The 15,062-nt window shown below is 44.4% G+C and carries 17 protein-coding genes; all 17 read left to right on the plus strand.

The features are described from left to right. Nucleotides 1-11: 11 nt before the first annotated feature. The 17 genes from plsX (at nt 12) to lepB (ending at nt 15,052) form a co-directional block, all read left to right on the plus strand. Nucleotides 12-1,001, plus strand: coding sequence for a phosphate acyltransferase PlsX (plsX, locus tag QNI08_RS06250; protein ID WP_285766564.1), 990 nt, complete (start codon nt 12-14; stop codon nt 999-1,001). Between the two features lie 24 nt (nt 1,002-1,025). Further along, the gene (fabD, locus tag QNI08_RS06255) at nt 1,026-1,973 is read left to right on the plus strand and encodes an ACP S-malonyltransferase (RefSeq protein ID WP_285766565.1); all 948 of its coding nucleotides are present in this window, start codon (nt 1,026-1,028) and stop codon (nt 1,971-1,973) included. Then, entirely contained in the window at nt 1,970-2,713 is a 744-nt protein-coding gene (gene fabG, locus QNI08_RS06260; RefSeq protein ID WP_285766566.1) for a 3-oxoacyl-[acyl-carrier-protein] reductase, read from the plus strand. The genes fabD and fabG overlap by 4 nt, the downstream gene beginning before the upstream one ends. A 57-nt stretch (nt 2,714-2,770) precedes the next feature. Further along, nucleotides 2,771-3,004: an acyl carrier protein gene (locus tag QNI08_RS06265; protein ID WP_034313729.1), complete on the plus strand. Its 234-nt coding sequence runs from the start codon at nt 2,771-2,773 to the stop codon at nt 3,002-3,004. A 263-nt stretch (nt 3,005-3,267) separates the two neighbouring features. After that, nucleotides 3,268-4,008 (plus strand): ribonuclease III, encoded by a 741-nt coding sequence (rnc, locus tag QNI08_RS06270; RefSeq protein ID WP_285766744.1) that lies wholly within the window; start codon nt 3,268-3,270, stop codon nt 4,006-4,008. 24 nt (nt 4,009-4,032) lie between these two features. Further along, the gene (smc, locus tag QNI08_RS06275) at nt 4,033-7,596 is read left to right on the plus strand and encodes a chromosome segregation protein SMC (RefSeq protein WP_285766567.1); all 3,564 of its coding nucleotides are present in this window, start codon (nt 4,033-4,035) and stop codon (nt 7,594-7,596) included. Between the two features lie 26 nt (nt 7,597-7,622). Further along, entirely contained in the window at nt 7,623-8,642 is a 1,020-nt protein-coding gene (ftsY, locus tag QNI08_RS06280) for a signal recognition particle-docking protein FtsY (protein ID WP_285766568.1), read from the plus strand. A 135-nt stretch (nt 8,643-8,777) separates the two neighbouring features. Further along, nucleotides 8,778-9,194, plus strand: coding sequence for a GNAT family N-acetyltransferase (locus QNI08_RS06285; RefSeq protein ID WP_285766569.1), 417 nt, complete (start codon nt 8,778-8,780; stop codon nt 9,192-9,194). A gap of 402 nt (nt 9,195-9,596) precedes the next feature. After that, the gene (locus QNI08_RS06290; protein ID WP_285766570.1) at nt 9,597-9,929 is read left to right on the plus strand and encodes a putative DNA-binding protein; all 333 of its coding nucleotides are present in this window, start codon (nt 9,597-9,599) and stop codon (nt 9,927-9,929) included. Between the two features lie 11 nt (nt 9,930-9,940). Continuing rightward, a complete protein-coding gene (gene ffh, locus QNI08_RS06295; protein ID WP_285766571.1) occupies nt 9,941-11,281 on the plus strand; it encodes a signal recognition particle protein in 1,341 nt (446 codons plus the stop codon). A 154-nt stretch (nt 11,282-11,435) separates the two neighbouring features. Continuing rightward, a complete protein-coding gene (rpsP, locus tag QNI08_RS06300; protein WP_048684918.1) occupies nt 11,436-11,708 on the plus strand; it encodes a 30S ribosomal protein S16 in 273 nt (90 codons plus the stop codon). A 13-nt stretch (nt 11,709-11,721) separates the two neighbouring features. Beyond that, on the plus strand, nt 11,722-11,952 hold the full coding sequence (locus QNI08_RS06305) for a KH domain-containing protein (RefSeq protein WP_285766572.1): 231 nt from the start codon (nt 11,722-11,724) through the stop codon (nt 11,950-11,952). A gap of 223 nt (nt 11,953-12,175) precedes the next feature. Further along, a complete protein-coding gene (locus QNI08_RS06310; RefSeq protein ID WP_285766573.1) occupies nt 12,176-12,562 on the plus strand; it encodes a YlqD family protein in 387 nt (128 codons plus the stop codon). Between the two features lie 10 nt (nt 12,563-12,572). Beyond that, complete coding sequence (rimM, locus tag QNI08_RS06315) at nt 12,573-13,091, plus strand: ribosome maturation factor RimM (RefSeq protein WP_285766574.1); 519 nt, start codon at nt 12,573-12,575, stop codon at nt 13,089-13,091. Then, entirely contained in the window at nt 13,091-13,825 is a 735-nt protein-coding gene (gene trmD / locus QNI08_RS06320) for a tRNA (guanosine(37)-N1)-methyltransferase TrmD (protein ID WP_285766745.1), read from the plus strand. The genes rimM and trmD overlap by 1 nt, the downstream gene beginning before the upstream one ends. Nucleotides 13,826-13,955: 130 nt before the next feature. Next, entirely contained in the window at nt 13,956-14,303 is a 348-nt protein-coding gene (rplS, locus tag QNI08_RS06325; RefSeq protein WP_057913433.1) for a 50S ribosomal protein L19, read from the plus strand. Between the two features lie 188 nt (nt 14,304-14,491). Beyond that, entirely contained in the window at nt 14,492-15,052 is a 561-nt protein-coding gene (gene lepB, locus QNI08_RS06330; protein ID WP_285766575.1) for a signal peptidase I, read from the plus strand. Nucleotides 15,053-15,062 lie beyond the last annotated feature (10 nt).

Here is a 15,062-nt window from a genome sequence, read left to right on the forward strand (position 1 = left end):
GATGAAAGCATATGAAAATCACGATAGATGCAATGGGCGGCGATCACGCTCCTGAAGCACAGGTTTTAGGAGCGATGAAGGCTGTCGAGGCTTTTTCCGATGTGGAAATCACCCTGGTCGGGGATGAAGCCGAGATCAACCAACACTTGACCAAACATGGCCGGATCAAGGTCGTACATACTGAAGACAAAATATTGAGTACCGATGAGCCGGTTCGCGCGGTCCGCCGCAAGAAAAGTGCCTCGATGGTATTGGCCGCACAACAAGTGGCGGGTGGGAAAGCTGACGCCTGCATTTCGTCAGGCAATACTGGTGCGCTCATGGCTGCAGGCTTGTTTGTTGTCGGAAGAATCGAGGGCATCGAGCGTCCCGCATTGGCGCCGACCCTGCCGACAATCGACGGAAAAGGATTTGTCCTGCTTGATGTGGGCGCTAACTCCGATGCGAAACCGGAGCATTTGCTTCAATTCGCGATAATGGGATCCGTTTATGCCCAAAAAGTGCGGGGAATAGAAAAGCCCCGGGTCGGACTTCTGAATATCGGAACAGAAGAAAAAAAAGGAAATGAATTGACCAAGCATGCTTTTTCATTGCTGCAGCAGTCATCGGAAATCTCCTTTATCGGGAATGTTGAAGCACGAGACCTTCTAAATGGACCGGCCGATGTGGTCGTGACGGACGGTTTCACGGGAAATATGGTGTTGAAGACGCTGGAGGGCACGGCTATGAGCGTATTCACCATGTTGAAATCGGCTTTGACGAGCAACTTTAAGAGCAAGTTGGCTGCAGCGATGGTGAAGCCGGAATTGAAGATTATCAAAAATCAAATGGACTATTCGGAGTATGGCGGTGCAGGTCTATTCGGCCTGAAGGCTCCTGTCATCAAGGCACACGGATCTTCAGATGCGAATGCCATCTATAATGCCATTCGCCAGACTCGCGATATGGTTGGTCATGATGTCATCCCGACCATTGCGAAGACGATAGAAAAACTACAATAAATCATAGAGGCAGGGGAGTAACAGATGGGTAAAATTGCTTTTGTCTTTCCAGGACAAGGTTCACAGTCAATAGGAATGGGTCTTAGCTTATATCAGGAAAACGAGCGTGCTCAGCAAATTTTCCGAACAGCGGATGAAAAACTTGATTTCCCGCTTTCTGAACTTATTTTCAATGGTACACAGCAGGAATTAACGGTAACCTACAACGCTCAACCGGCTTTATTGACCACAAGCTTTGCGCTTGTCAGCGCTTTGGAAGAAGCGGGAATCAAAGCTGATTATACAGCAGGCCATAGTTTAGGTGAATATACGGCTTTGGTGGCTTCGGGTGCCATCTCTTTTGAAGATGCCGTATACACCGTTCGCAAGCGCGGGGAATTCATGGAAGCAGCAGTGCCGAATGGCCAAGGATCGATGGCCGCAATACTTGGCATGGATCGTGAAGCCCTGGCTGAAGTAACTTCTGAAATAACATCCGGAGGAGAATCCGTCCAATTGGCCAATATAAATTGCCCAGGGCAAATCGTCATTTCCGGCACGGCTGAAGGGGTTAAACTGGCAAGTGCAAAAGCGAAGGAAAATGGCGCGAAAAGGGCACTTCCCCTTGAAGTGAGCGGACCCTTCCATTCTGAATTGATGAAACCAGCGGCAGAAAAACTACAAGGTGTCCTGGAGGAAGTGACCATCCAGCAAGCAGATATTCCCGTCATTTCAAATGTAACGGCCAAGCCGATTACTGAACCTGTTGAAATTAAACGGAAATTGATTGAACAGCTGTATTCCCCAGTACTTTGGGAGGATAGCGTCAGAACCCTTCTCGAGCTTGGCGTCGATACATTCATCGAGGTGGGTCCAGGGAAAGTGTTGGGCGGATTGATCAAGAAAATTGATCGTTCCGTTCAAATCCATTCGGTATCCGATTTAGAAACTCTAACTAAAACAGTCGAAACGTTAAAGGAGGTACAGGCATGATCCTTAAAGGCAAAAAGGCGCTCGTAACGGGAGCGTCAAGGGGCATCGGCAGGGAAGTGGCGTTAGAGCTTGCCCTCCAGGGAGCGGATGTTGCCATCAATTATTCCGGAAGTGAAGCGAAAGCGAATGAAGTGGTCGATGAAATCAAGGCATTGGGGCGTGAAGCATTTGCCATTCAATGCGATGTAGCCAATGGTGAATCAGTCACGAACATGGTCAAAGAAGTCGTCGAACGCTTCGGCCGCGTGGATATTCTGGTGAACAATGCCGGCATCACACGTGATAACTTATTGATGCGCATGAAAGAAGATGAATGGGATGCCGTGATCAATACGAATCTAAAAGGCGTTTTCCTTTGCACAAAAGCGGTCACAAGGCAAATGATGAAGCAGCGCAGCGGCCGGATCATCAACATGGCATCAATCGTCGGCGTAAGCGGAAATGCCGGGCAGGCCAATTATGTGGCGGCTAAGGCCGGCGTGATCGGTTTGACCAAAACCACAGCGAAGGAACTTGCTTCAAGGGGAATAACGGTCAATGCAATTGCTCCGGGCTTCATTTCTACTGATATGACTGGGGAATTGCCTGAAGATGTCCAAAAGGCGATGCTCGATCAAATTCCGCTGTCGCGTTTTGGCGACCCTAAAGAAGTCGCTTCGGTCGTATCCTTCCTGGCTTCAGACGCAAGCAAATACATGACTGGCCAAACACTTCATGTAGATGGCGGCATGGTTATGTAAGTTTTCTTTGATTTTTTTCGAATTTAATTTATAATGTCTTGAGGGGAGGTGAACAAATTGGCAGATGTATTAGAAAGAGTAACGAAAATCGTTGTGGATCGTTTGAACGTAGAAGAATCAGAAGTAAAACTTGAAGCTTCTTTCAAAGAAGATCTTGGTGCCGATTCCCTAGATGTAGTTGAGCTAGTTATGGAATTCGAAGACGAGTTCGATATGGAAATTTCGGACGACGACGCTGAAAAAATCGCCACAGTGGGTGATGCTGTGAATTACATACAAAGCACTATGTAATGAATGGTCATTTGACTAAAAGCTCCGTTTTTTAACGGGGCTTTCTCTTGTAATTAAGAAGGTTAAGCAAAGCTGCTTCATATAAGGAAATGATGATTGGCTAAAGCAAGCTCCTTTCAGCCTGACAGTAGCTGGCGGTTAGTTTTCTTTAAGCGGATTATCATGTATGATGGTACATAGGAAAGCTTGACAGGAATCCTGCCAGGTTTCTTTTTATATATTGGAAAATATGCTTTTTGAACCGTTGTGGAGGGTTTTGAGTGATACGTAGGAACGGAAATAATCGTAAACCATCAATCAAGGATAATAAATTTAAACAGTTGCAAGAAAGTCTGGGTTTTCATTTTAAGGATGAAAATTTGTTGAAACAAGCTTTCACACATTCATCTTATGTGAATGAGCATCGCCGCAAGCCCTATGAAGATAACGAAAGGCTTGAATTCTTGGGGGACGCTGTACTGGAACTGACCATCTCAAAATACTTGTATCAAAAATACCCGATGATGAGCGAGGGGGAATTGACCAAACTAAGGGCAGCCATAGTGTGTGAACCATCACTTGTTGCTTTTGCCAATGGTCTTTCCTATGGCGAATATGTGCTGCTCGGAAAAGGGGAAGAAATGACAGGCGGAAGGGAACGGCCTGCGATGCTGGCGGATGTATTCGAAGCATATATCGGGGCGTTGTACCTTGACCAAGGGTTGGAGTCGGTTGTGCAGTTTTTGAATAATGTTGTGTTCCCGAAGATAGACGAGGGTGCTTTTTCTCATGTGATGGATTATAAAAGCCAGCTTCAAGAGCTGATTCAGCGTGATGCTATCGGCGTCCTGCAATACAAAATCCTGCAGGAGAAAGGGCCGGCCCATAACCGGGAGTTTGTTTCCACCGTATCTCTGAATGGGGAAGAATTGGGCTCTGGCATAGGAAAATCCAAGAAAGAAGCGGAACAGCATGCAGCCGAGCATGCATTGATTGTTTTAAAAGAAAAAAAATCAACAAGATAGTTGAACAGTAGAGGAGGAAAGGTCATGTTCCTCAAACGCTTGGACGTTGTAGGATTTAAATCTTTCGCAGAGAAGATATCGATTGATTTCGTACCTGGTGTCACGGCAGTGGTTGGACCGAACGGAAGCGGCAAAAGCAATGTGACGGATGCAGTCAGATGGGTATTGGGCGAGCAGTCTGCCAAATCGCTTCGCGGCGCAAAAATGGAAGATATCATTTTTTCGGGAAGTGACACGAGGAAAGCGTTGAATTTTGCAGAAGTGTCGTTGACTCTTGATAACGAGACGAATTCCCTGCCGATAGACTTTCATGAAGTCAATGTGACAAGAAGGGTGTATCGATCGGGAGAAAGTGAGTTTTTCATTAATAATCAAGGGTGCCGCCTGAAAGACATCATAGATTTGTTCATGGATTCAGGTCTTGGCCGTGAAGCGTTTTCGATCATCAGCCAAGGGAAAGTCGAAGAAATCCTGAGCAGCAAGGCTGACGAAAGACGGGTGATCTTTGAAGAAGCTGCCGGTGTCCTCAAATATAAAACAAGAAAACGAAAAGCGGAATCGAAACTGACCGAAACACAGGATAACTTGAACCGTGTCCATGATATCCTCCATGAATTGGAGGGGCAGGTTGAGCCATTAAAAATCCAATCCTCCCTTGCCAAGGAATTCTTGGAGAAGAAAGATGAGCTTGAACAAATCGAGGTTGCTTTGACCGTATATGAAATCGAAGAATTTTATAAAAAATGGGAAAAGCTGTCCCATGATTTAGAAGAGCATAACGAAATGGAGCAGCAAATGGCAGGGCAGCTTCATGAACGGGAAGCGCATCTAAAAAACCTCCGGGATAATCTGGCCAAGCTCGAGACATCGATCAATGAGCTTCAGGAAATCCTTCTGAACGCCAGTGAGGAACTTGAAAAGCTTGAAGGCCGGAAAGAAGTATTGAAGGAACGGAAGAAAAATGCTGCCCAAAATAAGACACAGCTTGAACGGGCAATCGTGGAAGGCGAGTCGGCCGTCAAGCGCCTGTCTGACCAAAAGGAAAGTGAAAGTGAAATCCTCCATGCTCTCAATATGGAAGTGAAGGCCATCCAGGAAGCCTTACATGAAAAACAAAAAAATCTGGGACTATTCAATAGCGATATTGAAGCCGTGATCGAAGCAAAAAAAAGTGATTATATTGAGTGGCTGAACAAGCAGGCAACAGCAAAAAATGAAAAACAGTATCTGCTTCAACAGCTCACCCAGCAGGAGCATAAAAACGCTAAATTGGATATGGAGAATGAAAAGTTCCTGATCGAAAGAAATGATATCACCGCAAAAAAAATGGATTATTCTGCTCGGATGGACAAGGTGACCAAGCAGCTTGAAGAGCATGTCGCGGTTTTCAGAAATCAGCAGAATAAACTGGATGCGGCAAAAGATATGTATCAAAAGCAGGAAACCACCCTTTATAAAGCGTATCAATTCCTTCAACAGGCCAAGTCCCGTAAAGAGCTTCTTGAAGAAATGGAAGAAGATTATGCAGGCTTTTTTCAAGGTGTTAAAGAAGTTTTAAAAGCGAAAGAAAAGCTTGCAGGCATTGAAGGCGCAGTCGCAGAATTGATAAAGGTGCCAAAGGAATACGAAACGGCCATTGAAACGGCCTTGGGCGGAGCGATGCAGCATGTGGTCGTCGAACGCGAAGAGCATGCACGTGAAGCCATTTCCTTCTTGAAGAAGAATAGGTATGGACGTGCGACGTTCTTGCCCTTATCAGTCATAAGGGCCAGGGAGATTTCATCAAGTCAATTATCGATGCTGAAAAGCCATGCAGCATTTGTCGGGACTGGCTCGTCCTTGATCCAATATGATGTCAGGCATGCAGCCATTGCAGAGAACCTGTTAGGGACGGTCATCATCACCACCGATTTGAAGGGTGCGAACGAACTGGCAAAAATGATGCAGCATCGTTTTCGCTTCGTAACGCTAGAAGGTGATATCGTGAATCCAGGCGGTTCAATGACGGGTGGAGCGTTAAAGCAAAAAACGACCTCCCTCCTTTCAAGGAAGACCGAATTGGAGGAACTTCATCAAAAACTTTCTGCAATGGAAGCAAAAACGAACCAGCTGGAAAAGCAGGTCAAACAGCTTAAGGTGGATGTGGGAGTTCAGGAGCAAACGCTTGAGCAAACGAGAAAAACGGGGGAGAGTCTTCGGTTACAGGAGCAAACCCTGAAGGGCGAACTGCGTGAAATCGAACTGCAGGAAAGAAACGTGAATGATCGTCTTCATCTTTATGATTTGGATAAAAACTCCTATTTGGAAGAACAGCAACAAAAAATGGCAAGATTGGAAGAGCTTGAAGGAGTATTGAAGTCATGCAAAACGGAAATAGAAACGCTTGACGTGCTGATTTCTGACATGACCGCCCAAAAACTATCTCAACAGTCCTCAAAAGAAAATCTTGCTGAAGAAACGAATGAGCTAAAGGTAACACTGGCATCCAAGCGCGGACTGCTGCAAAACCAAAAAGAAAAGATGGAACGCATTGAATTTGATCTAGCTAAGGAAACAAGCAGGCTTGCCGAGAATAAGGATGACCTGGGGCTCCTGACAAATGAAATGACGGACAGCTCAAGCGGGGAAGAAACGCTCGAAGATTTGGCGCAGCAAAAATTGCTCGACAAAAACGGAGCCATTGAAGGAATTGCCGGTAATAAACAAGAAAAAAATGAGCTTCTTTCACAAGTTGAAACGCTGGAATTGGCCTTGAAGGAAGAAAATAGGGTTTATAAAGGCATCATTGAAGTGATAAAGGATGAAGAGGTCAAATTGACACGGCTGGATATGGAACTTGAAAATCGCCTTGATCACTTAAGGGAAGAGTATACGCTATCCTATGAAGGTGCCAAGGAAAGGTACCCATTGTTGCTGCCTGTAGAAGAAGCACGCAAAAAAGTGAAGCTCATCAAGCTGGCGATCGACGAATTGGGGACGGTCAATCTAGGTGCGATCGAGGAATACGCCCGGGTAGCCGAACGCTATGAATTCCTGATGAGTCAAAAGGAAGATCTTCAACAGGCAAAAGACACCTTATTCCAAGTCATAGATGAGATGGATGATGAGATGAAGCGCCGCTTTTCTGATACCTTCTATTCGATCCGCGAGCAATTCGAACAGGTGTTCAAAGCTTTATTTGGCGGGGGGAGAGCGGAGCTGAAGCTGACGAATCCCGACGATCTGCTTCATACAGGGGTAGATATCATTGCACAGCCTCCAGGTAAAAAACTGCAGAACTTAAGTCTTTTATCCGGAGGAGAACGGGCACTTACGGCAATAGCCCTATTATTCTCCATCCTGAAAGTGAGGCCGGTGCCTTTTTGTATCCTTGATGAGGTAGAGGCGGCACTTGATGAGGCGAATGTCGTCCGATTCAGCCAATTCTTAAGGAAGTTCAGCAGGGAAACGCAGTTTATCGTCATCACCCACCGGAAAGGTACGATGGAAGAGGCTGATGTCCTCTACGGGATTACGATGCAGGAGTCAGGCGTGTCCAAGCTTGTTTCTGTCCGGATGGAAGAATCGGAAAACTTTATCGAAGTGTAAATTCATGATTGAGAGGAAGTGGGACAATGAGTTTTTTCAAAAAGCTAAAAGAGAAGTTTACGACCCAAGAAGAGAAGGAAAAAGAAGTTGAGGTACAAGAAATCTCCATAGGGGAGAAATTCAAGCAAGGTTTGACAAAGACGAGGAATTCCTTTACTGGAAGAGTTAATGAGCTTGTTGCCCGTTACCGGAAAGTGGATGAGGACTTTTTTGAAGAACTTGAAGAAATCCTGATTCAAGCTGACGTTGGCTTCGATACCGTGATGGAATTGATTGATCAATTAAAAACGGAGGTCAAGCTTCGCAATATCTCGGACACAAGGGAAGTGCAGTCCGTCATTTCAGAAAAGCTTGTTGACATCTACCAAGGGGATGACGGTGATACCTCAAAGCTGAATATCCAAGAAGAAGGTTTGACGGTTATTTTGTTTGTAGGCGTGAATGGGGTTGGTAAAACGACGACTATCGGTAAACTTGCTCATAAGTTCAAGAGTGAAGGTAAATCGGTTGTACTGGCAGCAGGGGATACATTCCGTGCTGGTGCTATCGAACAGCTTGAAGTATGGGGAGAGCGCGTCGGTGTCAGTGTAATCAAACAAGGAGAAGGATCCGATCCCGCCGCGGTCATGTTCGATGCCGTTCAGGCTGCAAAGGCTAGAAAAGCGGATATCCTGATATGTGATACGGCCGGTCGCCTGCAAAATAAAGTGAATTTAATGAAGGAACTGGAAAAAGTGAAACGCGTAATTGAACGTGAAGTACCGGGTGCGCCACATGAGGTGCTTCTTGCCCTTGATGCAACGACCGGACAAAATGCCCTGATTCAGGCTAAGACGTTCAAAGAAGCGACGAATGTCTCGGGAATTGTTTTAACAAAGCTTGATGGCACGGCAAAAGGCGGAATCGTCTTGGCAATTCGCAATGAACTGGCCATTCCCGTTAAATTCGTCGGTCTTGGTGAAAAAATGGATGACCTTCAGGAATTCGATGCCGAGAAATATGTTTACGGCCTTTTTGCTGATATTATCGAAAAAGATGAGCTTTAATTATAGCTTGCTTAGTGAACCGGAAAAGATTATTCTCTTCCGGTTTTTTTGTTGATATTATAGTATTTAAAGAAAAGCTGATTCAGCGTTTCATCCATCAAGGATAATATGTCCTAAAGGTTAGGAGGATACCTTTTGAGTAAATATGAGATTGAAAATAATGCTCCGACACTGGAAGAATACACATATTTGTGTGAGTCAGTCGGTTGGACCGACTACATAAATTTCGATGTGGCGGAAGCATCACTTGGGAATTCGATTCACTGTCTAACAGTCAAAGATCAAAAACAAATTGTGGGTATGGGTAGAATTGTAGGGGATGGAGCCATTTATTTCTATATTCAAGATATCGTCGTTCATCCAGATCATCAAAATAACGGTATTGGTAAGGAAATAATGAATCATTTGGTTGAGTACTTAAAGATCTATGCGTCAGATAAGGCGTTTGTAGGATTGTTTGCGTCACAAGGTAAAGAACCTTTCTATGAAAAATATCATTTTAAAGATTACTCTCCGAATATGACGGGGATGTTTACTGTCATTTCAAAATAGATACAGAACAAATAACATAAAATGAAGAGTTGCGTTTTAAACGTCCTACAGGGTGCCTGAGAGGAAGCGCGGGTTATTATGAACTTTTCTCCTCTATAACTAGATCATCTCGCGATAACGGAGATTTGGGGGCTTTTTTGCGATAATGAAATGCTCACTAAAGTAGAGGACATCTCTAGGCTCTAGGCAGCAATTGGCGGCAACAGACGAATGAAGAATCGTATCAGCACTCGTTGTTATAAAGAGTAAACAAGACATGAAACGCCTCCTTGAAGCAAGAAAAAGAAAAAAATGATTAGCTCTAAACAAGTGGTAAGGAGTTTAGCTTGACATCATATAAGCAAGGAGATACAATATAAACTTGTAAAGGGTTTTCACTTAACAGCAGGGAGGCTTGCTAAGATGCTTGAAAAGACAACGCGGATTAACTATTTGTATGACTTTTATCAATCGTTGTTAACAGATAAGCAGAAGAGCTATATGTCCCTCTACTATCTGGATGATTACTCTCTTGGGGAGATTGCCGATGAATACGAAGTGAGTAGGCAGGCAGTCTATGATAATATAAAAAGAACAGAAGCGATGCTTGAGGAGTATGAAGCTAAGCTATTGTTATTTCAAAAATTTCAAGAGCGTAACCAGTGGATTGCCAATATGAAGGCACTCATTGAAAAGGATTCCTTTTCAAAGGAGAAGCTGCTTGATGCAATCACGACGCTTGAGAAGTTGGATTAGGAGGCGGCAATATGGCATTTGAAGGATTGGCCGACCGACTGCAGAGCACGATGCAAAAGATTCGCGGAAAAGGTAAGGTCAATGAAGCAGACGTTAAAGAAATGATGCGTGAAGTTAGATTGGCCCTGCTTGAAGCGGACGTTAACTTTAAAGTCGTGAAGGAATTTGTAAAGCGTGTCAGTGAACGTTCGGTAGGTCAGGAAGTGCTGAAAAGCTTAACCCCCGGTCAACAGGTAATTAAAGTAGTTAAGGAAGAATTGACGGAGCTGATGGGCGGCGAACAGAGCAAGATTGCCGTAGCCACGAAGCCTCCGACCGTCATCATGATGGTCGGTCTTCAAGGAGCTGGTAAAACGACGACCACCGGAAAGCTTGCCAATCTTCTTAGAAAGAAATACAACCGCAAGCCATTGCTCGTTGCGGCTGATATTTACCGTCCGGCGGCGATTAAGCAGCTTGAAACACTTGGCAAACAATTAAGCATGCCTGTTTTTTCCCTTGGTGACCAAATCAGTCCTGTCGAAATAGCGAAACAGGCGATTGAAAAAGCGAAGGAAGAGCATCATGATTATGTTTTGATCGATACCGCAGGCCGACTTCATGTAGATGAAAACCTGATGGGCGAACTGAAGGATATTAAGGAACTGACAAAACCGGATGAAATCTTCCTTGTGGTCGACGCGATGACGGGGCAGGATGCGGTCAATGTAGCCGAAAGCTTCAATGATCAGCTCGGCCTGACTGGCGTCGTATTGACGAAACTCGATGGAGATACACGCGGTGGTGCGGCACTTTCAATTCGTTCAGTCACGAACACGCCGATCAAATTCGTCGGTATGGGAGAGAAGTTGGACGCGCTTGAGGCATTTCATCCAGAACGGATGGCGTCAAGAATCCTCGGCATGGGTGATGTATTGACCCTTATCGAAAAGGCACAGGCCAATGTTGATGAAGAAAAAGCGAAAGAATTAGAGAAAAAGATGCGTACAGCGACTTTCACTTTTGATGATTTCCTTGAACAGCTTGGCCAGGTCAGGAATATGGGACCGCTTGATGATATTCTGAAAATGATTCCTGGTGCGAACAAAATGAAAGGGATGGACAATCTTCAAATCGATGACAAGCAAATCGGTCATGTTGAGGCCATCATCCGTTCCATGACGACCCATGAAAAGGAACATCCAGAAACCATGAATGCATCCCGCAAGAAACGGATTGCAAAAGGCAGCGGCAGATCGATTCAAGAAGTGAACCGTTTATTGAAGCAATTCGAAGAAATGAAAAAAATGATGAAACAAGTCACGAACATGCAAAAAGGAAAGAAAAAGGGATTCAAATTCCCGTTCATGTAAGGTTTATTTCAAGGTCGAAAATAAGCGTAAACGCATGCTGAAGCCATGTAGTTCAACACTTTTTTTACCTGTTAAGAAAAAAACCTTTACAAACATACAAGACATTTGATATCATACTATCTTGTGTGAAACTATTCGGAGGTGCTTATTTAAAATGGCAGTAAAAATTCGCTTAAAACGTATGGGAGCTAAAAAATCTCCTTTCTATCGTATTGTAGTTGCAGATTCCCGTTCACCACGTGACGGACGTTACATTGAAGTTGTAGGAACTTATAACCCGGTTGCTCAACCAGCTAAAGTTGAAATCAACGAAGAGCTTGCTCTTAAATGGTTACAAGATGGAGCTAAACCATCTGATACAGTTCGTAACTTATTCTCAACACAAGGCATCATGGAAAAATTCCATGTTGCAAAAAACAGCAAGTAATCGACGGTAGTTGATGAAGGCATTAATTGAAACGATTGTTTCGGCACTTGTGGATTTTCCTGAAGAGGTCAGTGTGGCCTCCAAGGAAGAGTCCGACCGGATTGTCTATACCCTATCCGTTCATAAAGAGGACATGGGCAAGATCATCGGTAAGCAAGGGCGTGTTGCTAAGGCGATTCGGACTGTAGTATATGCAGCAGGATCTTCACAGCAGAAGAAAATCTATTTGGAGATTTCCGAATAAGGAGGGCTAATACCCCTCCTTTTTTGCACTTCAAGAAAGTGAAAATCCGGGCTAACCGCGCTTCTGAATATGGCCCTGAGTGAAACTTTACGCCTTTTTAAGACGCATCTTTTATTGATTTACGTTATACTTAAGAGAATGCCCCCCATTTTTCAAAAAGATTACCCCATCATACATATTTTTTGAAGGAAATAAGAAACCATAGATAATAGGAGGTGCTGGAATGAAAATTCTCCAAAATGTAATCGTTAACCAAGTATTAACGGAATCCAGCAAGAGTCAGCTCCTCGAGAATTACAAATCAAAACGCCTTCAGCTTCAAAAAGAGGGTGAACAACTCAGGTTTGAGCTGAAAAAACTTGAAAAAACAAGAAATCATCAGCCTGCCAGCCTGCGTGCCCATTTTGAAAAGGAAATAAATCAGAGGCAGGAAAAAATTAAACTGCTTGAATTTCAGATGGAGCAGCTGGAAATCCTTCCCGCCGGAAGCGAATTGAAGGAACGGGAAGTTCAAAGTATCATTGATGTGGAAATCGGGGCAGATTGGGACGAAATTATGGCAACGAAGACGATTGTCATAAAAGATGGAATCGTCTCGGAAATTCGTTAGAGGTGAAAGAATGGAAAACTGGTTTAATGTAGGTAAAATCGTCAACACCCATGGTTTATTAGGAGAGGTACGAGTCATTTCTTCAACGGACTTTCCGGAAAAACGTTATAAAGTGGGGAATACGCTGTATTTGTTCAGGGATACGGAAAAGAAGCCTTTGCCGCTTGTCATCAGGTCGCACCGCACGCATAAAAACTTTAATCTTTTGACGTTCGAGAACTATTATAACCTGGGTCAGGTCGAGGCTTTTAAAAACGGCGTCTTGAAAGTCAAGGAAGCACAGCTTGGTCCTTTGGACGAAGGGGAGTTCTACTTCCATGAAATCATCGGCTGTACCGTATTTACGGATGAGGGCAGTGAAATTGGGGAAATCATTGAGGTACTGACGCCGGGTGCCAATGACGTTTGGGTCGTTAAGAAAGCCGGGAGCAAGGATATTTTGATACCGTACATTGATCAAATTGTCAAAGAAGTGGACATAGCCGCCAAAAAGGTCACCATTACACCAATGGAAGGGCTCTTGGATTGATGAAAATCGATGTACTTTCGCTTTTTCCAGACATGTTTGAAGGGGTATTGGGCTCATCGATTTTAAAAAAAGCGGCCGAAAAGCAGGCTGTCAGCTATAAGGTAACCAATTTCCGGGATCATGCCGATAATAAGCATTCGACGGTTGATGATTATCCGTACGGCGGCGGTGCCGGGATGGTGTTAAAGGCACAGCCGATCTTTGATGCCGTGGAAGCTCTAAAAGGACAAGCTGAACAAAACCCCCGGGTAGTCCTGCTTTGCCCCCAAGGAGAGCGTTATTCGCAGAAAAAAGCCGAAGAGCTCGCAAAAGAAGAACATCTCATTTTCATTTGTGGACATTATGAAGGATACGATGAGCGTATCCGCCAACATGTCGTAACGGATGAGATATCAATTGGTGACTTTGTGCTTACAGGCGGGGAATTGGGAGCCATGGTCATTATTGACAGCGTGGTCCGTTTGCTGCCTGGCGTTTTGGGAAATGTCGACTCTCCGATCCTTGATTCCTACTCTTCTGGTTTGTTAGAGCATCCCCATTATACTAGACCTGCAGATTTCCGGGGAATGAAAGTGCCTGATCCGCTCATTTCCGGAAATCACAAAAAAATCGATGAATGGCGGATGAAGGAATCATTGCGCAGAACGTGGATGAGGCGTCCCGATTTGCTCGAGAGCTATGAGCTTTCGGATGTTGAGAAAAAATTATTGTCCGAGATTCAGAAAGAAGACTGATCCCTATTGCATCGAAGTTAAGAATATGATAGGATATACCTTGTGACTTGGGCAAAATGCTCAGTCTTATAACGATGTTCCGCTGCAAACATTCAGTATTTGCAAGAGCGTCCAGGAGGAGTTGGAAACGATGCAAAATATTATTAACGAAATTACAAAAGAACAACTTCGCTCAGATCTTCCATCATTCAGACCTGGTGACACAGTACGTGTACACGTAAAGGTTATTGAAGGAACTCGCGAACGTATCCAGTTGTTTGAAGGCGTTGTAATCAAACGTCGTGGCGGCGGAGTCAGCGAAACTTTCACAGTGCGTAAGATTTCTTACGGCGTTGGAGTTGAACGTGCTTTCCCTGTTCACACACCAAAAATTGCAAAATTAGAAGTTATCCGTCACGGTAAAGTACGTCGTGCGAAACTTTATTACCTACGCGAACTTCGTGGTAAAAAAGCACGTATTAAAGAAATTCGTCGTTAATCCCTCGAATATCTCAATGCGGGTTTACCATGATCCACATAAGGTGAATAACCAAACAGTGTCATGCAAAAAGGGAGCTTGTTCATCAGGCTCCCTTTTTGCACTTGATGAAACTGATGAATGCTCGCTATAGCGTCCTGGACATGTTAAAATGATTGTTGATATGCATTCTAAAAGGGTGGGTAAGGATGGCGAAAAAGAAAAATGAATTGTGGGAATGGACAAAGGCGGTCATAATCGCGGTCATAGCTGCGACACTGATTCGGTATTTCCTCCTGGCTCCTATTGTCGTGGACGGCAATTCCATGATGCCGACATTGAAGGATACCGACCGCATGATCATTAATAAAATCTCCTATTCGATTGGTGAACCGAAAAGATTCGATATCATCGTGTTCCATGCTCCAGAAGGCAAGGATTACATTAAGCGGGTCATCGGATTGCCAGGCGAAAAGGTCGAATATAAAGATGACACACTTTACGTGAATGGAAAAGCTTATGCTGAGCCGTACTTGGATGAATACAAAAAGCAATTGATAGATGGCGGAGCTTTGACGGAGCCGTTTACGTTAAGCGATGTCATAGGCCAAGAAACGGTTCCTGAAGACCACCTTTTTGTCTTGGGGGATAACCGCCGGCTGAGCAAGGACAGCCGCTACGATAGTGTGGGCGTCGTCCCTTACGATAAAGTGTTAGGAGAAACTAAATTAGTTTATTGGCCAATCGAAGACTTTCGATTGGCGGAATAGTAGGAAGGTT

The sequence above is a fragment of the Peribacillus folii genome (genome assembly GCF_030271255.1).
GTDB lineage: Bacteria > Bacillota > Bacilli > Bacillales > DSM-1321 > Peribacillus.

Coding starts and splice junctions, on each gene's coding strand:
- plsX (WP_285766564.1), top strand. CDS start 12: ATGAAAATCACGATAGATGCAATGGGCGGCGATCACGCTCCTGAAGCA.
- fabD (WP_285766565.1), top strand. CDS start 1,026: ATGGGTAAAATTGCTTTTGTCTTTCCAGGACAAGGTTCACAGTCAATA.
- fabG (WP_285766566.1), top strand. CDS start 1,970: ATGATCCTTAAAGGCAAAAAGGCGCTCGTAACGGGAGCGTCAAGGGGC.
- smc (WP_285766567.1), top strand. CDS start 4,033: ATGTTCCTCAAACGCTTGGACGTTGTAGGATTTAAATCTTTCGCAGAG.
- ftsY (WP_285766568.1), top strand. CDS start 7,623: ATGAGTTTTTTCAAAAAGCTAAAAGAGAAGTTTACGACCCAAGAAGAG.
- QNI08_RS06290 (WP_285766570.1), top strand. CDS start 9,597: ATGCTTGAAAAGACAACGCGGATTAACTATTTGTATGACTTTTATCAA.
- ffh (WP_285766571.1), top strand. CDS start 9,941: ATGGCATTTGAAGGATTGGCCGACCGACTGCAGAGCACGATGCAAAAG.
- rpsP (WP_048684918.1), top strand. CDS start 11,436: ATGGCAGTAAAAATTCGCTTAAAACGTATGGGAGCTAAAAAATCTCCT.
- QNI08_RS06305 (WP_285766572.1), top strand. CDS start 11,722: ATGAAGGCATTAATTGAAACGATTGTTTCGGCACTTGTGGATTTTCCT.
- QNI08_RS06310 (WP_285766573.1), top strand. CDS start 12,176: ATGAAAATTCTCCAAAATGTAATCGTTAACCAAGTATTAACGGAATCC.
- rimM (WP_285766574.1), top strand. CDS start 12,573: ATGGAAAACTGGTTTAATGTAGGTAAAATCGTCAACACCCATGGTTTA.
- trmD (WP_285766745.1), top strand. CDS start 13,091: ATGAAAATCGATGTACTTTCGCTTTTTCCAGACATGTTTGAAGGGGTA.
- rplS (WP_057913433.1), top strand. CDS start 13,956: ATGCAAAATATTATTAACGAAATTACAAAAGAACAACTTCGCTCAGAT.
- lepB (WP_285766575.1), top strand. CDS start 14,492: ATGGCGAAAAAGAAAAATGAATTGTGGGAATGGACAAAGGCGGTCATA.